Annotated in this window: 22 protein-coding genes; 13 read left to right on the top strand and 9 right to left on the bottom strand. The window is 49.8% G+C overall.

The genetic code is table 11. The features are described 5' to 3' along the window. Positions 1-184 precede the first annotated feature (184 nt). Both glmS and NTE_RS10770 read right to left on the bottom strand, forming a co-directional pair. A complete protein-coding gene (gene glmS / locus NTE_RS10775) occupies positions 185-1,951 on the bottom strand; it encodes a glutamine--fructose-6-phosphate transaminase (isomerizing) (protein WP_148701022.1) in 1,767 nt (588 codons plus the stop codon). Between the two features lie 275 nt (positions 1,952-2,226). Further along, a complete protein-coding gene (locus NTE_RS10770) occupies positions 2,227-2,775 on the bottom strand; it encodes a hypothetical protein (protein WP_148701021.1) in 549 nt (182 codons plus the stop codon). A 26-nt stretch (positions 2,776-2,801) separates the two neighbouring features. Between NTE_RS10770 and NTE_RS10765 the strand changes: the two genes are divergently transcribed. Beyond that, positions 2,802-3,035, top strand: a complete 234-nt coding sequence (locus NTE_RS10765; protein WP_148701020.1) for a hypothetical protein — start codon at positions 2,802-2,804, stop codon at positions 3,033-3,035. 1,106 nt (positions 3,036-4,141) lie between these two features. Here NTE_RS10765 and NTE_RS10755 read toward each other — a convergent pair. After that, positions 4,142-4,813, bottom strand: coding sequence for an Lrp/AsnC family transcriptional regulator (locus NTE_RS10755; RefSeq protein WP_148701018.1), 672 nt, complete (start codon positions 4,811-4,813; stop codon positions 4,142-4,144). A gap of 494 nt (positions 4,814-5,307) precedes the next feature. Between NTE_RS10755 and NTE_RS10750 the strand changes: the two genes are divergently transcribed. From NTE_RS10750 to NTE_RS10735, 4 genes are all read left to right on the top strand, one after another. Beyond that, a complete protein-coding gene (locus NTE_RS10750; RefSeq protein ID WP_148701017.1) occupies positions 5,308-6,066 on the top strand; it encodes an Lrp/AsnC family transcriptional regulator in 759 nt (252 codons plus the stop codon). 255 nt (positions 6,067-6,321) lie between these two features. After that, positions 6,322-7,626, top strand: a complete 1,305-nt coding sequence (locus NTE_RS10745; RefSeq protein ID WP_148701016.1) for an Ig-like domain-containing protein — start codon at positions 6,322-6,324, stop codon at positions 7,624-7,626. A 255-nt stretch (positions 7,627-7,881) separates the two neighbouring features. Beyond that, a complete protein-coding gene (locus NTE_RS10740) occupies positions 7,882-8,142 on the top strand; it encodes an Sso10a family chromatin protein (RefSeq protein ID WP_148701015.1) in 261 nt (86 codons plus the stop codon). Between the two features lie 307 nt (positions 8,143-8,449). Beyond that, the gene (locus tag NTE_RS10735) at positions 8,450-9,340 is read left to right on the top strand and encodes a nucleotide sugar dehydrogenase (protein ID WP_148701014.1); all 891 of its coding nucleotides are present in this window, start codon (positions 8,450-8,452) and stop codon (positions 9,338-9,340) included. A gap of 53 nt (positions 9,341-9,393) precedes the next feature. Here NTE_RS10735 and NTE_RS10730 read toward each other — a convergent pair whose 3' ends face one another. Then, complete coding sequence (locus NTE_RS10730; protein WP_148701013.1) at positions 9,394-9,870, bottom strand: Lrp/AsnC family transcriptional regulator; 477 nt, start codon at positions 9,868-9,870, stop codon at positions 9,394-9,396. A 209-nt stretch (positions 9,871-10,079) separates the two neighbouring features. Here NTE_RS10730 and NTE_RS10725 point away from each other — a divergent pair, with 209 nt between their 5' ends. The 3 genes from NTE_RS10725 (at position 10,080) to NTE_RS10715 (ending at position 13,542) form a co-directional block, all read left to right on the top strand. Beyond that, positions 10,080-10,643: a V4R domain-containing protein gene (locus NTE_RS10725; protein ID WP_158385444.1), complete on the top strand. Its 564-nt coding sequence runs from the start codon at positions 10,080-10,082 to the stop codon at positions 10,641-10,643. 1,137 nt (positions 10,644-11,780) lie between these two features. After that, entirely contained in the window at positions 11,781-12,365 is a 585-nt protein-coding gene (locus NTE_RS16650) for a hypothetical protein (protein WP_158385441.1), read from the top strand. 895 nt (positions 12,366-13,260) lie between these two features. Then, complete coding sequence (locus NTE_RS10715; protein ID WP_148701011.1) at positions 13,261-13,542, top strand: hypothetical protein; 282 nt, start codon at positions 13,261-13,263, stop codon at positions 13,540-13,542. Between the two features lie 179 nt (positions 13,543-13,721). Here NTE_RS10715 and NTE_RS17160 read toward each other — a convergent pair whose 3' ends face one another. Further along, positions 13,722-14,135 (bottom strand): hypothetical protein, encoded by a 414-nt coding sequence (locus NTE_RS17160; RefSeq protein ID WP_226986963.1) that lies wholly within the window; start codon positions 14,133-14,135, stop codon positions 13,722-13,724. A 304-nt stretch (positions 14,136-14,439) separates the two neighbouring features. Between NTE_RS17160 and NTE_RS10710 the strand changes: the two genes are divergently transcribed. From NTE_RS10710 to NTE_RS10695, 4 genes are all read left to right on the top strand, one after another. Beyond that, complete coding sequence (locus NTE_RS10710; protein WP_148701010.1) at positions 14,440-14,913, top strand: hypothetical protein; 474 nt, start codon at positions 14,440-14,442, stop codon at positions 14,911-14,913. A gap of 138 nt (positions 14,914-15,051) precedes the next feature. Beyond that, a complete protein-coding gene (locus NTE_RS10705; protein ID WP_148701009.1) occupies positions 15,052-17,181 on the top strand; it encodes a hydantoinase/oxoprolinase family protein in 2,130 nt (709 codons plus the stop codon). A gap of 1 nt (position 17,182) precedes the next feature. Continuing rightward, a complete protein-coding gene (locus tag NTE_RS10700; RefSeq protein WP_148701008.1) occupies positions 17,183-17,791 on the top strand; it encodes an L-threonylcarbamoyladenylate synthase in 609 nt (202 codons plus the stop codon). Next, positions 17,784-18,314 (top strand): THUMP domain-containing protein, encoded by a 531-nt coding sequence (locus NTE_RS10695; RefSeq protein WP_148701007.1) that lies wholly within the window; start codon positions 17,784-17,786, stop codon positions 18,312-18,314. The genes NTE_RS10700 and NTE_RS10695 overlap by 8 nt, the downstream gene beginning before the upstream one ends. A 3-nt stretch (positions 18,315-18,317) precedes the next feature. Here NTE_RS10695 and cgi121 read toward each other — a convergent pair whose 3' ends face one another. From cgi121 to NTE_RS10680, 3 genes are read right to left on the bottom strand one after another with little or no spacing between them, the layout of a single operon-like run. Further along, positions 18,318-19,097, bottom strand: a complete 780-nt coding sequence (gene cgi121, locus NTE_RS10690; RefSeq protein ID WP_148701006.1) for a KEOPS complex subunit Cgi121 — start codon at positions 19,095-19,097, stop codon at positions 18,318-18,320. Between the two features lie 6 nt (positions 19,098-19,103). Continuing rightward, entirely contained in the window at positions 19,104-19,355 is a 252-nt protein-coding gene (locus NTE_RS10685) for a 30S ribosomal protein S17e (RefSeq protein ID WP_148701005.1), read from the bottom strand. 38 nt (positions 19,356-19,393) lie between these two features. Further along, on the bottom strand, positions 19,394-20,167 hold the full coding sequence (locus tag NTE_RS10680) for a TatD family hydrolase (protein WP_226986962.1): 774 nt from the start codon (positions 20,165-20,167) through the stop codon (positions 19,394-19,396). A gap of 59 nt (positions 20,168-20,226) precedes the next feature. Here NTE_RS10680 and NTE_RS10675 point away from each other — a divergent pair, with 59 nt between their 5' ends. After that, a complete protein-coding gene (locus tag NTE_RS10675; RefSeq protein ID WP_226986961.1) occupies positions 20,227-20,454 on the top strand; it encodes a histone family protein in 228 nt (75 codons plus the stop codon). Here NTE_RS10675 and NTE_RS10670 read toward each other — a convergent pair. Further along, positions 20,451-20,711: a hypothetical protein gene (locus NTE_RS10670; protein WP_148701003.1), complete on the bottom strand. Its 261-nt coding sequence runs from the start codon at positions 20,709-20,711 to the stop codon at positions 20,451-20,453. The genes NTE_RS10675 and NTE_RS10670 overlap by 4 nt on opposite strands. Positions 20,712-20,804: the final 93 nt, after the last annotated feature.

Here is a 20,804-nt window from a genome sequence, read left to right as displayed (position 1 = left end):
TACCTTGCGTTAGTAAACTGAATGAAAAAATCTCTCGCCTCTTCTGCAGTTAATTATATGCTGCTACAGCAGCATTTGCTGAATTAGCAGCGGCGCTTCTGCGCGTGTGAAATGTTCAAAAAAGACAAGATCTGCTGTGCGCGATAAAATAACACGCGCGCACACAGAAATGTGTATGCCTTTATTACTTGACCGTCACTGACTTTGCCAGGTTTCTTGGATAGTCCGGGTCGACCTTTTTCCCGACGGCCATGCAGTAGGCAAGTATCTGCAGTGGGATCGCCTCTACGAGGGGATAGAATACGTCTTGTACCTTGGGCAGCTGGATCCAATAGTCATACAGCTCGTTGTTCTGGTCAGAAACCCCAACAATGGTGGCTCCCCTTGCCTTCATTTCGTGCGCGTTTGAAAGCGTGTCCATAAACGTATTGTCGGTCGGGTTTATCAGGACCACAAGGGTTCCCTTGTCCATGAGCGCAAGCGGGCCGTGCTTGAGCTCCCCTGCGGCGATTCCCTCCGCATGTACGTACGCAAGTTCCTTGAGTTTCAGCGCGCCTTCAAGCGCAATAGGGTAATGGAGGAACCTTCCAAGCAGGTAAATGTCGTTGACTGTACTGAGGACTTCGGCCACGTGCGCGACTGCAGGATACAGTGCAAGGGCCTTGTCTACTGCAGAAGCGATGTCCTTATTGCTATGAAGAAAGATTTCCTTGTTCTCTGATGATTGTGATAGCTGGCCTGCGATGGAATAAAGCACCGCCAGTTGCGCCGTAAAGCTCTTTGTCGCAGCTACTCCGATCTCCGGCCCGCAGCCGATGTCCAGGAACATGTCGCTTGCGCGGGCAAGCGACGACGTGGACACGTTGACTATTGAAAGGATTTTTGCGCCTCTCTGCCTTGCGTTCTTGACTGACTGGAGGACGTCTGCAGATTCGCCGCTCTGCGAAATGGCAATCAGGACAGAGCCAGAGTCAATCATATCAAGCGCATACTGGAACTCGCTTGAAATTATCACGTCTGACTTTATTTTTGCGTACTTGGAAAACAGCTGCTTGCCAACCATTGCGGCATGGCTGCTTGTGCCGCTTCCAGTCAGGTACACGTGCTTGGCGCTAGAAATCATGTGCGCAAACTCGCCCAGCTTTTGCTGGTTTGCCGCCAGCGCGCCTGTAATGGTCCTGCCTTGCTCGTTAATCTCTTTGAGAGTATGGTGCGCGTATATTCCCTTGTCGGCCGCTCCAAGCTCCCACGCGATTGGTGACACTGCCCTGCTTACCGGCTTGCCGTCTACATCATAAAGCTGGAGGCTCTTGCCGTCGATTACTACAATGTCGCCGTTTTCAAGAAACATTGCCCTGTCTGTAAACTTGATAAACCCAAGGACGTCGCTTGAGAGGAAATATTCAGAATCTGCAATGCCTACTATCAGCGGCTCCTCCCACCTTGCCCCTGCTATCGTCCCATCCTTGAATACTGCAACAAAAGCATAAGATCCGCGCAGCCTGCTGCAAACGGAAAGCATGGCCTGCCGGGTATCGCCCTTTGCGCCTTCAAACAAATGCGCAATGACTTCGCTGTCTGTCTGGCTCTTGAAAACATGGCCGGCAGCAATCAGCTCCTCCTTTAGTTCTTTGTAGTTCTCTATTATGCCATTATGCACCACCGCTACTTTGCCATCGCAGGATGTGTGCGGGTGGGCATTGATGTCAGTCACCCCGCCATGGGTGGCCCACCTGGTGTGCCCCACGCCTGTCGTGCCCTGCATGTTTTCCATGAAAAGGTTCTTGCTGACCTCTATGACCCTGCCGACGCCTTTTGCAATGTCTATCTTGTCGTCGTGGAGGGTCGCTATTCCCACGCTGTCATATCCGCGATATTCCATGAGTTTGAGGCCATTTACCAGCAACGAAGCGGCGTCCTTGCTTCCCTTGTATCCTAGTATGGAGCACATATTTGTGGTATGACTCGGCAAATGTACTATGAATGCAATGATTTCAACCGGGACAATTAGCCAGCATTAATCCGTCATGGCTATGCAAGTTGATGGATGTACGCGCCAACTTTGGCGCCTTGAGATGATGTATCCCTTCTGCGTTTGTCTTTTTTGATAAGGATTGATGATTCATCTAGGCTGGAAATCTATATCCGGACTACAACTGCAGGGAACGCGCACGCACGTTATCTTGCAATCGGCAGTAGCGACAACAGCCTGAGTGCATTATTATATTAGCTGTTTGCTCCAGCGGCAGGTTCGCCGGGCGAAGCGTGGGGTGTTACGATGTCCAGTCTGCACGATGAAAACTCGTACTCCTCGTCGCCATCAAAAAATATGAATACTGCAGACCTTTCTTCGCTAAATTCCGATGCGTTCAGCGATACGCTGGCCTGTCCTAGGCTGTCAGTTGACAACACTGCAACGGGGTTTCCCGGCAAGATTGTAAATATCACCTGCTTGCCCGGGACGCCATGGCCACTGGACTTGTCAGCAAGCTTGGCGGAAATAACTATTGTTGTCGTTCCTGCCTGCGAGTCGTTGTGGCACTCTAGGCTGGTGGCTGATGCCGTTTTGCCGACAACGGTGGTAGTAGTAGTACTTGTGTTATCACTGGCGCTACCGTTGTTATAATTATCATTATTATCATCAACTTCTTCAGATGCCGGGACGCTTGGTTTGGCCCCTTGCGCAAAGAACACCAGTGCGAAGGCTACAATCGCAACTGCCAACGCCGCCGTCCCTCCTGCAATGACTGCTTTTTGCAAGTTTTTCTGGACCAATGTATGTACGGAGGCGGGCTGTCGGATTGATAAGCAAAGGTTCCATTCTTGCAAATAACATGGTTCTTGCCGCATCTAAACATCTACTAGATGGTTTTTTTATGCAGGGCCTGCAGTCCAGATTAAAAAGGCGTGGCAACAAAATATGTGGCAAAAAATATGCATACACTCCTTCTGGCTGTAAAAGTTCCCTGCTGTGCGGTATTGTCTGTGTAGTATCTTCTACACTATTCTGGTCTTGGTATTTCCAGAAGGAATGACTGTATGTTCCGGCAGGACGCACACATGTAGACAACGGTCCTGGCAAACCGCCTGTCTTTGTTTATAGTGTATACCAGCGTACTGGAAAGGGGTGCTTTATCCGGGTTAAGTTCACCCATTTTGCTGTTGCATATTGGACACTTTATCTCGTTAGATGCGCGCACGCGAGCATCTATGGTTTGTAGCTATTAAAGCAGGTTGCTTATTTTGCACGAGCGTTTTTGGCAATGAGAATCATTGTTTGCAGAAAAAATGAATGTGCTCTTTCTTTACTGGTCAAGGATAATGGCATTCCTGAATTGTTTTCTGTGAAATAGAAATGACATAATTTCAGGTAACCAAATTACTTGGTAGGATTTATACTACTTGTATGACATTGCTTCTAGCCGCAAGAAAGGCATAGGCGGTGTTACTCCCTCCCCCGTTCCACACCGCCCATGCCGTTATCTTTTCTCCTCCATCCCTTGAACAGGTGACGACGGCATCATCTTGCCTCGTACTGGCTTTGAATTTCTCTGCCAGTGGGGATTTTTCTAGATGACGACAGCCGCTGCAAACGTGTGCCTTGCACTGCTATCTTTGGCAGAAAAATAACGCATTGTTGTTATTATCATTGCCAAGGTTGCCTGGCTGCCGTTGCGGCAGCGGCAATAATGGTGGGTCTTGGCAGGATCTGATCTGCTTCAGGCGCTCTTTTCCTTTGCGCGTGCGAGGTCTTGTTCGCAATTGGGTCTTGCAACATGGGCAAAAGTTTCCATCAATCCTCACCCAAATGGCGCAAATCATGCAATATTTGCATCCTGTTTCGTAGCGCCCTCTCTCCTTCTCCTTTCTAACATAGAGCGCGCTGCACATGTCTCTGCACGCATGTGTCATAATACGCCATGAAATTCTTGATAATAATTATAACAACACTATGGTCATTAAGGAAAGATTTTTCGGAAAAAGATTCCAGTAAAGTCATCTGCCTGCAGTTTTCCTGGACCAAAACACAGCACGCGTATGTGCGCCGGCGAGCGTCTTTTTGTTTGTTGTTGTGCTGTATGAAATATTATTTTTTGGTAGAAGAGAAAGGCGCGTCTTTGACACGCGCTATTCTCTTTCATCATATCTTGTCTAGGATGTACGATATCAAATTGTTGTTGTGGCCCACTGCTCTAATCTGCTCAGTCCATGACACTTTTTCGACGCCTTCTATCGCCTTTATGCGCCCTATCGTTTCAACGAGTTCTTCGTTGTCTTTGAACACAATGTCTGCTTTGAGGTCGATAGAATTCTCGCCCATCGTGCGACTGACGCAAGAAACGCTGTCCTTCCAGGACAGTATCTCCTTCCCCACAGCAGCAGTCATCCCGTTCCTTGTGGATATGAAAAGCGTGGCAGTCCTCCAGCCGAACCTTTCCACCTTGAGCGTGTACGACATCTCCAGGAGGTTGGCCTCCAGCCGCTTGCGCCTCCTCTGCACTGTACTGAGAGGAATGTCAAGCTCTTTTGAAAGTGTGAGTGACGACACGCCGCCAGTGGACGAAAGCAGCGCTTTTAGGATCTTCTTGTCCGCAGGGGAAACGACTCGAGAAAGTTCATGCGACTTGCGCCTTCCTGGCCTGCTCTGGACAGAGCTGGAACTTGCGGCTTTTTGAAGGGTCTTTAGCAGGTGGTTCAGCGCCGGGATTGACAGCTGGTCAAGCATTTCAGGGTTCACGCCAAGTTTTTCCAGGTTTTCAAGTATCTCAAATCTTGAACTTGGCTCGATCTGGGCTTCGTGCTGGACTATCAATTCTGCTCAAGCTCTCCTGCAATTGTGCTGCTGCGTGTTTGCGTCCGTACATCGTGTTGACACCTATTGGCTAGTATCATGTTACGGAAGGTATTTCTATAGAAAGTATATTCCCCTGTAGCCCATCTGGCCTCACGTTTATGGCTAATTCGACTCGATTCAAAGCCGGATAATGGTTAAATTATTCTCTCCGCCTTGTCTTGTATCTTATATGCCGGTTTTCCGGGTCATTAGCAAGCTTGTGTTTTCCGGAACAAGCTTTTGTTAATCACTATATTATGGTATTTTGACAATAAGTGCCAAAAAGTAGTGTCATCATGGGTAATTCCATCTACCTGCTAATTTTATTTAATGTGTCGCTTGGCGGATAACCATAATAATAAATACAAAATGGTTTTTTTTCTCTATCTAAATTAAAGATAGTGGCTATTTTACTCACCCAAGCAACCTGAAAAGGAAGTCTGACTTTTATCTACAGCCGGCTACTGGTAGACATGAAGCGTGAAAACGACTCGTCGGCTATCCTAAAAAATCCTTTCGTGGATCAGGGCATGCTGGAGGGTCGCCAAGAGGATGTCGCTGACATGATAAAACACGAGACTTCGCCATTCAAAAAGGCTACTTCGAGAGATGAGATTCTTGCCGAGTTCCGGGAAATGGGTGTCACAGATAACGTATTCAGCTCTGTGCCTACAAACACTCTGGCACGCTTGCTGGAAAACATCAAGACAGCTGCTACAGAGCAGAGATATCCCAAGGTCCACAGTGGCGGTCCCAGTAGCCCGCCCATCCTCTCCACGGTCGATAAGAAGATCCTAAAAGCGCTGCTTTCGTCCACTGGCGGCGTGTCGTCACTCACACTTTCAAAAGAGCTTGACATTCCTCTCAGTACAGTGCAGAGGAGGCGCAAGCGGCTGGAGGCCAACCTCCTGGAGATGTCGTACACGCTCAAGGTGGAAAGGTTCGGCTGGAGGACTGCCACGCTTTTCATATCCACAAGGAACGGGATGACTGCTGCTGTGGGGAAGGAGATACTGTCTCTGTCCGATGGCGTCAAGTCGGTCAATCGCATTCTGGGCGAGAACTCGGCGGACCTGATGGTGGAAATAATCTTTCGCAATAACGCAGAGCTTCTCAACATGGTGGAAAAAATGAAGTCGATAAACGGCGTTGGAAACGTGTTCTGGATAGAGTTGATAGAGCCGATGGGTAAAAACACCGACTTTGCCGAACGCGTTATTGAAGCCGACTGATCGACAAAAAGTGTGTATGCGTGCACACACGCACTGCTCGCTCATATACCTGTCCCTCATTTTCTCTTTATTATTATCGCACAATTTTATTCATGCTTAATTACTTTTTGCGTCGTTCTGGCAGTCATGTGTAAAAAGGGCTCGCATTTTGCGAGGTTTTTACCCTGCATATGGTCACGACTTGACCTAGAACTTCAATCAATTTTGCGGTTTTAGCTCCAACGCTTATCACAAGAATCCAAAGACAATATGCCTATGGCACTTGCAAATGGTGACAAAGCTGCGCTATGCTCGGTTATAGTGGCTGCTGGTGTCGTGCTTGCACTAATTGCATACGGCGGTCCTCTACTGAAGGATAATAAAGCATCAAACTCTGCGCCGGCCAGTAGCGAAACATCTTCAGGCGAGTCACAAGAAGGTTCTGCCAGCAATAATGACGTACAGAATGCCGCTGCCATGCTTGAAAACACCGCCACAACAACTACTATGCCAATTGCTGAAACAACAGAAACCGGAACGAAAAAAGAAGTCGCAATCAGCGATGGTATGACTCTTGTTGATAATGTTGTCACAGGCCCGCCCCTGCCTGATGGTGTCAGCGTCGAGCCGGAAACAGCAACAGCCAATCCTGATTCTCTTGTCCTTGATTGCTCGGTGCCTGCAAGCATTTCGCAAGATTCGCAATCGGGCTGGTCAGCCATCCTTCTCGACTCTAGCCTGCAGCCTGTATCTGGCAGGACAATCGTGTGGCAAGTGTCGCCGGGTAGCCATTCATTTTCCTCTGTGACAAAGCCCGACGGGACAGCGGCTCCTGCCATCGATCTGTCTGGCCTTGCACCTGGAACTTATAGCGTCACTGCGGCCCTTGACGGAAACACTGCTGCTTCCTGCACAGAGCCTTTTGAAATCATCCAAGCTACTACTCCAGTACATCACAGCTCTTTTGCTGGTGACGTAACAGTCCCGGAGCTAAAGATCACCGCACCTGCCAACGGACAACTCCTCAACGGCTCTTCGTTTGGGGTGCCGGTCAGGGTCGAGGGCACCGCCTCTGACGCAAGCAATATCGCCAGCGTCGAAGTAAGGTGGACTGCCGCGTGGGGCTTGACTGGATACCGCATGGCCACGCCTGCAGGGCCGGACAACTGGTCGAACTGGAGCTACGACGGCATCAAGTTCGACACTCCTGGAGAAAAAACCATCTTGGCCAAGGCCACTGACAATGTGGGGAACAAAAAGTGGAAGGTGGTGACGTTTACAGTCTCGTTCACGAAAGACAAGATCACCACAAACCCGTCTGAAGGGGCAGTGGTTTCAAGTCCGCTTCACGTGACCGGCACAGCCACTGACTTTGCCAGAGGTGTGCAGAAGGTGGAAGTAAGGACGGACGTCTCTGGATACGGCCAGGCTGTTCCAGACACGCCCGGCGACTGGTCATCGTGGTCGTACAACGTGACGTTCACAACCAGCGGGTCCCACCAGGTAATAGTGAGGGTAACGGATAATGCAGGAAACACGTACTGGAAAACAACAAACGTGATTGTCCAGCCTGGGCCATGATACGCACGTATGTATCACCGGAAAGCTCCGCACCACCTGCATGCAGTTCAATAATCGCCTCCCTGGAGCTAAAAACACCCCGCAGCTTGCAGCTCTTTTTACTGCACGCTGATTACAAAAGCCGCGTCCACTATTATGCTACAAAAATGGTATCTGCAGTCATTATCTGTATTGCCGGCGTTTTTTTCGCCAATTCTTGGCTACAAAAGTGACCATATCACTTAGAACCGGCCTATTCATATTCTGGTTAGAAATATGTACATGAAAAACCGCAGCAGAGATGAAATACTGACGGAGATCCTTTCCGGCCTTGATGAACCCGAAAGTAGGACTGCGATAATGTACAAATCCCGCCTCAGTTACGCTCAACTGCAGTTCTACCACAAGTACCTTCTCGAAAAGAAGCTCATAAGGGAAGAAGACCGAAGGTGGGTTTCGACGGACAAGGGTAAGGCGTTCCTCAAGGCATCCCTGGCAGCCAGCCAGATCCTGAACGACGATAACATCAGCAGCTAGGGAACTAACCGAAAGGACCACACCGCCATCGTCATCGGCCATCATCACGGCCGGCGGCCTGATCAACAGGATCTCCGAGACCCTTCTGCGGACGATCAGGCTGATTTTTTTCATATTTCTATTCTAGAGTGGTGTTAAACTTTACCCCGCAGGCTTTTTCTTTGGGTGCTTGTTGGGATTTATTATCAATAATCTGATAAAAACAGTCACATGTCTGGGCACCCTTGACTGCACGGGAGCATCATGATGTGAAAATTCGGTCATCAGTCTTTCATACGGAAATCGACTAGTAGCCGCGAAGCTACATATGCATGAGAGCAACAACAATGGTCACGACAAAAAAATACTCGTCATAGGACTTGGTCAAATAGGATACAGCAACGCAGAATACCTGCGCTCGCTTGGTGGATTGCGCGTGGACGGCTTTGATATCAGCGAAAAGGCAGTCGAGCGCGCCATCAAAGACGGCATAATCGACAAAAAAGCCGCAGATTTTGCCGGCTACGACTATTACCTGATATGCATATCGACCCATCAGCCAAATGACATGTTCACGCCGTACCAGGACGGCATAATGGAAGTCGCGTACAGGATAGCGACGGAAGGCAGGCAGGGCGCGCTTGTGGGAATCGACAGCACCATCCCAAAAGGGACTTCCAGAAAGGTGCTTGCGCTCTTGAACCACAAGATGCACGTGGTGCACGTTCCCCACAGGTACTATGGTCCTGAAAAGAAGGAGCACGGCGTGAACCAGACACGCGTGATTGGCGGATGCGAGCCGTGCTGCATGGCAGAGGGTAAAAAGTTCTACGGCCAGATGCTTGGTATACCACTCCATGAAGTAAGCGCCATCGAGGTCGCCGAGATGACCAAGATAGTGGAAAACTCGTACAGGTTCCTTGAAATCGCCTTTGCGGAAGAGCTGAAGATGGTGAGCGAATCTGCCGGCATTGACTTTGACGAGCTGAGAAAAGCGGTAAACACAAAGTGGAACATCAAGATACTCGAAGCCCGGGAGGGAATTGGCGGCCACTGCCTGCCAAAAGATACAGAGATGTTCCTGTCGGTAGCCAAGAACGCGCTGGATTCAAGCATCGTGTCTGCTGCCAAGATGGTGGACCACAAGTACAGGTTCTACCTGAGCCAAAAGCCGATAGCTCCGCAGGTAGAACTGGGCAAGGCCAAGACAGAGCTGTAGCTATAGAGAGGGCTTGTACGTACCGCCCACGCGTTATCTAGGCGCCACTCATGCTATAGTTGCGAAATAATGGAGTCTGGGAGCTGGTCCTTTTTTCCGATGACCTGGACGGTTTCTGTCCACACGGCGTCCCTGACCCCTTCTATGCTTTTGATTTCTTCCAGAAGGCTTGCTATCTCTGCATTTGTCCTGACTATTGTCTTGACTCTGAGGTCTATTGTGCGCTCGCCAATGTTCCTGCTCACATACATGACCTCGTCTCTTTGAAGCAGGATCCTGGCAATGTCCATTGTCTTGCCGCTGTTGGTTGAAAGGAAAAATTCTACCTTTCTCCATCCAAACTTGCTCAGGTTCAGAAAGCACTGGTTGCTGGTAAACTCTTCCAGCTTTTTTCTTCGCCGCTGCAAAGTCGTTTGCGGAATCCCTAGCTGCTCTGACATTGTTTTTGACGATGCCCTGACATTTTTTGGGGCAATTAGGCTTTTCAGGATCTTGCGGTCTATCTCGGTTAAAGCTATAGGAGATTTCATACTGATCTCCTTTACAGAATGGGCACAGCTTGTTATTAAGGCAATATCATTGTGATAATTTCAGAAATTTATGAAAATGTGCAAAACTCCATATGAATATCATTATTTCAGCATTTTAGGTTATTTGTAACAGAAAAAAGTAATAGAATTTGCACAGTGCTGTTCTTATATTAGAATATGCTGCAACTATGGTATTGCGTCAGCTTCGCATGTCTGGAGGGTCTACCGACCCCGCTAGTATAGGCTCTGGAGAAAACCCATTCTACCACTTTTCCCAAAAAACCAAAGTCATCGAAGATTCGGCGTTTGGCTGCCGGGCGATACTGGTAAACGAAAGGTTCTGGAACAAGATAAGGTCCTCCATTTTGGACCTGCTAAAAGATGCCGGGCCCTTGGTGATGTACGAACTTGGGCTGGAATACGGTTTTGACATGGGATTTCAGGGCAAGGCCAAGTCCAAGACCAGGGGAAACGACATCGACTTTTTTACGTACTATGTCCTGATGTCCGGCTGGGGCCGGTTTGAGGTATCTGAGTTAAAGTTAAAGGACAACGCGCCCCCGCGCAAGGCCACTGTCAAAGTCCATGACAGTTTCTTTGCAAAGGCGGCCAAAAGCGAGACTGGCAACCCAAGCTGTTTCTTTTTGTCAGGTCTGCTTGCAGGGATGGCAGAAGGGACATTTTCAACCGGCTACAACTGTCTTGAGACAAAATGCTTGGCTTGCGGCGACGATTACTGCGAGTTTGTCCTTACGCGGAGACCCGGCGACTAGTACACCACATAGAACCTGCAAGGATTCCATTCATCTTCTGTGTTCTACAAGGTGTCAAGTGTCGGGTAGTAAACATTCACTTCAAACTGTGATTTTTTAACTCAAGAATAACCGCAATTGTTGTTCGACAATTGCAAAATCCAAGCCTGACCTGAACTGCAGTCTATTATGGATCATAACTCTATAGCATTTTGCCAGTTCCCTCTGCTCTTGGGGATCTGACAGAGTCATATGCCCCGCTGCCCCGCCATCCTGTTAGCCTTCTGGTCTCACGGGGCAGCGGGCGCACAGATGAACTCTGCCTGAAAGTGAGAGGAAGTGCACACAAAAAGTATCTTTGCGTGCTATGGATTTTCACAGGCAAAAGACAAGTTCCTAACGAATGTTCTCACGGCCACACCTCATTTCTATAACATCAAGCTGTTCAGAGTAACCACATATCGAGCAGCCCTTCAGCGGCTCTGTAGGATCGCCATCAAAAGTAATTATTCCAACTTCATTTCTGCATTTGGGGCACCTTGCTTGAATCGAGATGACTTCCCCCATATTCTTGACAGCCTCATTATTGCAAATAACGCAAGTGCCATGCATTAACATTTGGCCATCTTGCATCATGTCGGTTTGATAAAGCGCAAACTGCCTATCCAGCTTGCAAATCTTGCAGTATGTTACAAAGCTGAATGGCAAGTAGATAATATAGCTTCAACCATGATTTAACCTATCACCTGACGGTTTGCAGCCGAAGGAATTCCTATTCAAGCCATCAGACAAATCGTTACAGCCTAATTTTCAGGGCCTGTCCGGCGGCAACTATGCAGAACCGGAAAAATGCTTTCGGGCTGATGGAGAATAAAGAGGGGCCCATCCAGTATTGATGTCACAACTCACAGGAATAGGCCCCTCAATGCCTTTGCAACGGCGACGACATTTCTGTGAAGATGCATCCACACAGTACAACAATACCCCACATCGTTCGATAAAACAATGGTTTAACTCAGTTCTTCTAACGAGGCACGTTATACCCCTGTGTCTCTTGTAGTTTTACATAGAGTGCGATAGGGATTAGAAAATTGGGTAAGGTAATAACATTCCCTTGTTAATCAAGCCCTTAAAGTGATGGAGGTCTGCCTCGTCGTAATGTCAAGTCTAACAGGAAATAAGAAGAACGTGCTGACTGTTGCAATCTTGGCAATGGGCTTTGTACTTGCATCATCGGCAATAGGACTGCCGACGGCCGCATTTGCAACCTCAGGCCACGATGACAACAGGCATGATGACGACAACAACTGTGACTATAGCAATAGCGACTATCACTGGTCAAGCTATGGTGATGACAAGAACAGCAGAGATGATGACAACAGCTGCGATTGCAACGACAACAACGATGACAACAATGATGACAATGGTCACGACTATAGCAGCGACTACAACCATGACAACAACTGTGACTGCAGCAGCAACGATGACAACGGCGACTATCACTGGTCAAGCTATGACAGCAACGGCGATGACAACTGTGATGACAACAGCGGCCACGACAGCCACGATTACTCTGGTCACTATGACTACAGCCATGACAACGGTCACGACTACAAGGACAGCAAGCACGATGACTACCGCAACCACGACAACTATGACAAGCACGACTCCAAGGACGACAGGCACGACAGCGACTACAGCAGGTACGACAACCGCGATGACTACAAAGGCAAGAACTACTAGTCGCCCGCTCTAGGAATACCAAAAGGGGTGATCTTTGCCTCTTTCTCTTTTTTTCAAAGCCAGCGACTATAATCTCTGACGGCGCGGGTAACTTCCACAACGCGTACCAAAAGGAGTACTGGACTCACACCCTGCCGCGTACAAAGCACATGCGCCGCATTCACCTAGCAGGCGATCATAGCAATAACAAAATGGAGAGGATGAACGGCGAAATAAGAGACAGGGAAAGGTCATGCGTGGCCTGAAAAAGATGGATACGGTTGCACTGCCCGGCTATCAGCTCTATCATAACTACTTTAGAGAGCATGAAGGGTTGAACGGAAAGACACCTGCGGAGATAGCAGGCATAAAGATTGGAGGGTGAAAATAAATGGATCACAGTAATTCAAAATGCAAGCAAACCTTAGATTTCAAGATCGCTATAGAGGGTAATTCAAACTCCTGACTTGATCAAGCGATATCCGCCATAGACTCCAGCTGCAGTTAATGCAAGAAGCAGCCCGTCGATAGTGCCCAAAATGATACTACCTAAGCTTACCTTCTGGAGATTATTTAGAAAAGATGACAAATAGCTCAAGAAGAAGCCAGATGCTATCACAATGAGAATTATCCCTAGCACTATCCTAAGCGTTTTGTGCAAGAAGTACTTTATTTTTCAAGACATAGAAAAATATTCTGTATATACTTTTACAATTGAAAGATTTGTTTTCCATCACCCGACACTTGACACCCTAGTCCGTCACCCGACAACTTACCAGAACCCCTTCTCATACACTGGTAATTCTTGGGATCATTTCCCCGGCCTGTTAACTTCGAGGTACGAGCTGGTAACTTGGGGTGATAAGAGCCGCAAGCTAATATACGCCGTTGCCATAATTATCGAGGGCACACGTATATGAAGACCCTCGCAGAAGTGAAACATCGAGGCGGCGACAACAACTCGTTCCAGTTCATAGCGTCAAAGCTAGACAACTGGGACATAACGGCACACGTGGACACGTCGGGAATGAACCTCAAAGAAGTGGAAAAGAGGCTAGTAAGTGGCGAGCAGGTCTTTGTTGTTGTCGAGATAAAGGACGAGATTGTAGAAAAGGCGTTTGTCCGGCTTGGCGGCGTTGCCAGACAGCAATATGTCTTGGCAGTCTATGGGATTCCAGAAAGCTTTCGCTTTCCATAATAATAGAATCCCTTTTTCCTATTCTTTTTACCGACCCTGCATCTTGATCCAGCAGCTACCTTTGCCGTTTGACGGCCAGAAATTCTTTACGAGTTGCCCGAAAAGGCCGGATTCTTCATAGAAAAAGGTTCTGTATCGTTACCGTTTGATTTTGTCATTATAACACATCGTTCTATGACCTATCTCACGGATGGCTTATCAAATTGATTGTTATGTTGCCTTGACCAGATTATTACAAGGTAGATAGACCAGACTTGAAGGCCAATGCTTATTACTTGTGCAGCAAGGGTAGTCATTCGGAATACACCGGGCCAAGGTTCTGGTCGCACATGTTCGACGTTTATTTGTGGTAATGTAGCACTACCATTGATTATCTTATCACTGGCGTCATTTATTGAACTATCAATCAGTGGTTTCGAAGTAAAATAGACAAAAAGTGTGCCAATAATAATCAACGCGGCTAATGCAGGTATTATTACATACAATACAAATTTGGTTAATTTTCTGACTCGATAAAATGCCCAAAGGTTTAGAATCGGTACGAAGGTAAAAACTATCTGCCAGCCGATACTGACCTTGCTTGTTGCAGGCATTATTGGTGAATGGTGCTAGTTGTTTTGATTATTTATCCTCGCTGTCGCATTTTAGATAACAGTAATCCTTCGCAGGTACTGTATCGTTCGCGTCGGTTGGTTCAACAATGGGATGAAATGGTGTCCAACGATAATTATACAGAACCAAAATACTAACTAAATGCAAAATTAATTCCAAGTTGTCACTTCCTACTAGTATGTAACATTACAAGGTTTATCACAGAAGATGTAGTTCATAAGATTGTTGCAAAGATCGTTGAAATTACCTACGTCATTCGAGTCTGCATGGTTTATTGTATTTTATTTGGGTGGAAGCGTAACTGTATTACTATCAACATTCTACTTCGCAACTGTTCTTTGTGATATTGACAGAAAATACCTAGGCGAGCAGAATGATGCTTTTTGCAATTTCAGTGTATTTACAAATTCTTTCCTTGGAGTCATCCTATTGGCTCCTATTATTATTGGGCTTTATTTATTGGCGGTACATCTTCGAAACCAAAAGAATGCTAACCTTAACCCTAAAGGTTCGCCTCGTGTGGCGTCGGTTCTTGCTATTCTAGCCCCTATCCCAATTATTTTTTTAGGACTGACAGGATGGGGAATGGGAAACGAATATCTCGGTAAGCAGTGCATGGCAAATGCCGAAGAAGCGATATGTGCGCATGGGCTGGCTGCTTATAATGCGGGTTTGCCAATGGTCGTTATATGGAGTGTATTAGGAATTACTGTTTTGGTCTTGGCGTGTGTATATAATAGAATTTTGCCAAAGGTCTAATCAATTGAAATCAGAGTAATAGCATCCGACGAATTGTTACAGCCAGATTTTCAATACCGATCCGACGCCAGCGATACAGAACCTGCGCGCACAGGGTTTAAATTACAAGCAGGCGAGGTTAGGTTTGCCTAACATCTTATGCATGCGGCAGCAAGAAGGATCCGGGTTGGCATCGACGTAGGGGGCACGTTCACCAAGGCCGTTGCAATTGACATGGTCGAGGGAAGCATCATCGGCAAGGTGACAGTGCCTACGACTCACTCTTCAGGAGAAGGCGTCTCTACCGGCATCGTCCAGGCATTAAAGACGCTTATGCAAAGGCACGCCATCACAAACTCGGAAATTGAACTTATCTCGCACAGCACGACGCAGGCCGTAAACGCGCTCTTGGAAGGCGACACCGCCAAGGTCGGAATCGTCGGCATGGGAGTCGGCCTTGAAAAATCAAACGTGATAAAGCGCACCAACGTCCGCGACATCGAGCTTGCGCCAAACAAGTACCTGCACACCTGCTACCGGTTCCTTGACACTTCAAAATACCTGCAGGACGATGAGGTCAAAGAAACCATTTCCGAACTAAAATCAGAAGGCGCGCAGGTAATAGTGGTGAGCGAGGCGTACGGGGTAGACGACCCGTCAAACGAGCAGTTTGTCATGCTAAAGTCAGACGTGCCGGCGACCGCCGGCCACGAGCTGACAGGCATCTACGGCCTTGAGATAAGGACGCTTACTGCAGCAATCAACGCCGGCATACTGCCCAAGGCGACCGGCACTGCAAAATTCGTCGAGTCTGCGGTCCGAAACGAGGGCATAACCGCGCCGGTGCTCATCATGAAGGGCGACGGGGGCGTCACCAGCATGCGCACCTTTCAGAGCAAGCCCATCATCACCGTGCTGTCGGGACCGGCGGCAAGCGTCGCCGGCGCGCTCTTGCACCTGCGGGTAATCGACGGGGTCTTTATCGAGGTGGGCGGCACGTCCACCAACGTCTGCGTGATAAAGGACGGCCGGCCGGAGATCCGGTACGTCACGATAACGCAGCATCCCACGTGCATACGGTCCCTTGATGTCAGGGTCGCCGGCGTCGCAGGAGGCTCGCTCGTGCGCTGGTCGGGCCGCAAGATAACCGACGTGGGGCCCCGCTCGGCGCACATTGCCGGCCTGCCGTATTCTTGCTTTGCGCAGCCGGACGAGCTTGAAGGCGGGCAGATAATTACATTCAGCCCAAAAGAAGGCGACCCGATAGACTATGTCGCAATAGAGGCTGGCGGCAAGCGCTTTGCGATAACAAACACGTGTGCGGCAAACGCGCTCGGCCTTGTTCCAAAGGGCGACTATGCCTATGCAAATGTAGAGTCTGCAAAAACCGCCCTTTCAATCCTTGCATCCCGCATAGGCACGACGATGGAGCAGGCGGCAGGCATGATACTTGACATTTCTGCAAAAAAAGTGCTGGACATAGTCGAGCCCATGGTAAAGGAGTACAAGCTAAAGCGCGAGAGGATTGTCTTTGTTGGGGGCGGGGGCGGCGCGTCCGTGCTGGTCCCGTACGTCGCGCGCAAGATGCAGCTGTCCCACAAGATAGCCGAACACGCGGAGGTCATTTCGTCAATAGGCGTGGCGGCGGCCATGATACACGAAGAGGTCGAAAAGACGGTGAGCAACCCAAAGCCGGAAGACATTACCGAGCTTGCCGAGCAGGTGAAAAAAACGGCCCTTGAGCGTGGCGCACTTCCAGAATCGATAACGATACAGTCAGAGTTCATAAGCGAGCGCTCGCTTCTGCGCGTGACTGCGATGGGCAACGTGTCGCTTGACATAGGCACCGCAAACGCGCCAGAGATAGGCGACAGCGAGGCGCACGTGCTTGCCTGCGAGCTGTTTGGCGTCAACGAGGGCGTCCAGCGCATATTTGACATGAAGAACTACCACATTTTTGCCTGCGAGATGAGCAAGAAAAAACTGTTCTTGAAATCAAAAAAGCAGCCGGTGCTTGTCCTTGACAAGTACGGCCGCGTCCGGCTTTCAGTCGATAACGCGGCAATATTCAATGGCGCGCCCGACGACGTGGCCGACAGGGTGGACGAGCTCTTGCACGAGCACCGGGACAGCGGCAAGGACCTTGCGCCGCAGGTGCACATACTGGACGGCGTAAAACTGATGGACTTTTCAAGCCTTACCGCGCCAGAGCACGTCGCAAAGGCAGTGCGTGACGAGCTGAAAAAGGCGGCCGCCAAAGACGTGGCCGCAATCGTGAGGTTGCAATGAGTTGACAGAGATCCTCGACTGCCCTGAAGGGGTGGTCCGGTGCGCATCCATTGTAAAAGAAGGCGGGGTGGTTGTTTTTCCGACAGACACCGTCTACGGGATAGGGTGCGACCCGTACAGCGATTCTTCTGTTGCGAGGATATTTGAGATAAAGGGAAGGCAGGAGGACAAGCCCCTTCCCGTGCTTGCCGCAAGCATGAAGGACGCAGAGAAAATAGTAAAACTGGGCAAGGCCGGCAGGGCGCTTGCAAAAAAATTCTGGCCCGGCGCACTTACGATTGTCGCCCCGCTTGCAGACCCCAAGATCTCTGACAGGGTGCTGGCAGGCAGGCAAAGCCTTGCGGTCCGCGTCCCTGCAAACAAGTGCCTGTTGAACCTTCTGTCGATATGCAAGTACATTGTTGGGACGAGCGCAAACCCTTCCGGCAGGCCGTCGCCTAGGAGCGCGCAGGAAGTGGCGATTGAAGGCTATGACGCCCTCCTTGTCGACAAGGCCGCGCTCATCGGGTTAGAGTCTACCATAGTTGATGTAACTGGAATTCCCAGGATAATCCGGCAGGGCGCAATAAGCGCCGGCGAAATTGAAAAGGTGCTTGGAGAAAATGAATGACTTTAACCTTCTAGTGTCAAGTCCGAGGTTCCGCGAAGAGGACGCGTCTGACGAAATTCTCGACCTCCTTGACGCGTTTGGCGACCCCGACGCCGAGGTCCAGATAACCCGGGTTGCAGGAATCATACTTGCCAGAACGTCAATTCATCCTGTTACGGTCGTTGAAAAACTAAAAGAGCTTGTGGCTTCTGACCCGTGGGAAATCCGCTACGTCATGCGCGTGCTTCCGATAGAGAAGGTCGTGCCTGCCGAGCTTGAGGACATTTCAGGCGCTGTGGGGTCGATGGCGGCAAGGATACCTGAGGGCGCGTCGTTCAAGATAATGGTGGAAAAGCGCCACAGCGACTTGCACTCTCGTGAAATAATCGACTATGTCGCGCAGGAGGTCAAGCGCAAGGTTGACCTTGAAAACCCGTCATGGGTGGTGCTCGTTGAAATCGTGGGCAGGCACGCCGGCGTCTCGGTGATAACGCCGGACAAGTTCTTTAGCTCTGTTGTCGCAAAGCGCGAGTCAGGCGAGTGACAACTAGTTCTTCCTTATCAGTATCGCTGCACGCTCTAGCAGCAAATCAAGGAATTCTTTGTCGTCATCAACCTCTTGGGAAATGCCGACTGTTTTTGCAAGCGCTTTTCTTTTTTCTCTGCTCTGCAAAATGACCGAGTCGTCAAGCGTAAACTCGTGCGAGATCTGCTCGCCAAATTTTTTCAAGGCCTGCGCGTCAGTTGAAAACGCAATAAAGCATCCTGCCTCGCCTTCTCTAAGGCGCGCCCTTTTCAAGGCCTCTGCTATCTGGTCTGTGCACGCAAGGCGCAGCAGCACCTCTGTCTCCGGCCTGTTTGCAATCATGATGTTTCTTGCCATCGCTTCAAGGACAATGTCGAGGGCTCCAAGCGCGTGGTCGCGCCCGTAAACTGCGGCCGCATCGGCTGCCTGCACCATCACTTTCGGATTTTCCGCCCGCAGCCTGTCAAGCAGCTTGCCTGTGTCCTTATCGTCTAACTTGTACACGCCAGCCACAAGGACATTCCACAACGACAACCTGTTGTCTTCCATCCCGCCATGCACCACCGTGACTATTGTAACCGTATCGCCCTCCTTGGCCATGGTGTCTGGGCCGGACAGCGCCTGCGAGTCGACTCCGTTTACCGCTATAATGAGGTTGCCTGCCTGCAAGAGCCTTGGCTCTTGCGAGATGCCTTGCAAAAACGTCAAAATCTCTGAAACAGATGCCTGCTTCCTGTCAAAGTCGAGAGAAGACCTGCCGACGGCTTTTTTTGCGCCGCCCAGCAGCCTGATTTTTATCATATGCGCTTATTCGGTCGATTCTTCCTCGGTCCCTGCTTCTTCCGCTTCCTCTTCTTCAGCCATGGCAGAGGATGCCTTTTCCTGCGCCGCCTTTTTGCGAAGGTGGGAGGTTATGTAGCCTGCAAGCTCGTTTCTCAGGACCTTGGACTTGACGACGGCCACTTCGCTGAGGGCCTTTTTGTTAGCGTCAAATTCGAGCCCAAACTTGTCAGGGTACTTTTGGAGGAGCTCGGTGGAAATGCGCTTTATTCGGTTCATTATATATCTCTCTACGGAGGAGGCGAGTGCGACATAATTTATAATTGTTGTGACCCAAGGAACGCTTCTGTGTTTCGGGCTGTCGTTTCCGCGGCCTCGCCGTACGAGACGCCCAAGACTGCGGCGGCAGAGGCGACGACGCTTGGCAGAAACGACGTGGGAAGCGCCGGCTTGCCTTCAAAACACCTCGAATACCTGACCGGCCCGTCTGTTTCGACAAGAAAGCGGTCACGGCGCGTGTGTTTCAGAAGCACTTTCTTGTCGTCAGAGTAGACAAGCGCCGGGCCGTACGACACGTACAGGCCCATGTCCATCGACCTGGCAAGCTGCTTTTTGCTTCCTGCAAACCAGTGCAAGAGCGCACCCCTTAGGCGAAAAGACGGCAGGATGGCAAGTATGTCGTCAAGGGCCCGCCGGGAATGTATCGACACCGGCTTGCCTTCAGATTCTGCAAGCGCAAGCATGGCATGAAACACCTGCTTTTGCCTCTCGTACGGGACGCCTCTTTCTGCCTCGTACGTGCCGTCCAGCCCTATCTCGCCAATACCGTCAATCGATGCCATGTTGTCCCTTGCCACCTGCACAAACTTGTCTAGGTCTTCTCTGGCGGCAAACTCGGGGTGGATGCCGACAAACTGCTTTATGACATCCTTGCGGTCCTTGAACAGCCGCAAGCTTTTCTTGGTGGTCTCTAGGTCGACTGCGACCGAGCACGCTACAATCCTCATTGCGTAAAGAGACGAAAATACGTGATCGAGATAGCCAGAGTACTCGCTGTCTGTCAGGTGCACGTGCGCGTCGTACAGCAACACGGCTGCATGCCTGCGAAATGGAATTAAAACTTTTAACAGACGGCCGCCATCCCTGACCTGTGTCTTCATCAGGTCCAGAGTTTGGCCTTGCGGCCATGTACCGCATAATGAAAAAGTCCGGCGCCGAGCGCGTGAGCGACGACGCGGCAGACGAGCTTCGGAAGGTTCTGGAGGAGGCGGCAGAGAGGATAGCCAAGCAGGCCGCAGAATTCTCGATACACGCCGGCAGAAAGACGATAAAACCCGAAGACATCCGGCTTGCGTCAAAGAACGTCATACGTCTCTAGGCGCGTCCTAGTTCCCTGCACATCCTGTCCGTGACAAGAGCCGCGCCATCCTCGCCGAGGATTATTGAAAGGGCGTTTTTTATCTGTACGAGGGTGTAGTGCGATTTACTGTCAAACGTAATCCCGTGGCGGGCAAGGTCTTCCATTATGTACTCCTTGCCTGGACCGCCAAACATGGCAAGCGCACTTTCAAGGAGCACCTTGAGCCTGTCTCCGCTTATCTGGACACTGTCGTCACCACCCTCCCCCTCTGGCAAGTTTTGAAAGACTCTGGGTTGTCCATGCTGTACGTATAAAAGCACTAGTCAGTATGTTTTAGGACAAAAGTTGTGCGCAAGTCAGGGTTTAGA

The organism is Candidatus Nitrososphaera evergladensis SR1 (genome assembly GCF_000730285.1).
In the GTDB taxonomy this organism is placed as follows: domain Archaea; phylum Thermoproteota; class Nitrososphaeria; order Nitrososphaerales; family Nitrososphaeraceae; genus Nitrososphaera; species Nitrososphaera evergladensis.
The sequence above is the reverse complement of the archived record's forward strand: the minus strand, read 5'-3'. Positions and strand labels throughout refer to the sequence as shown.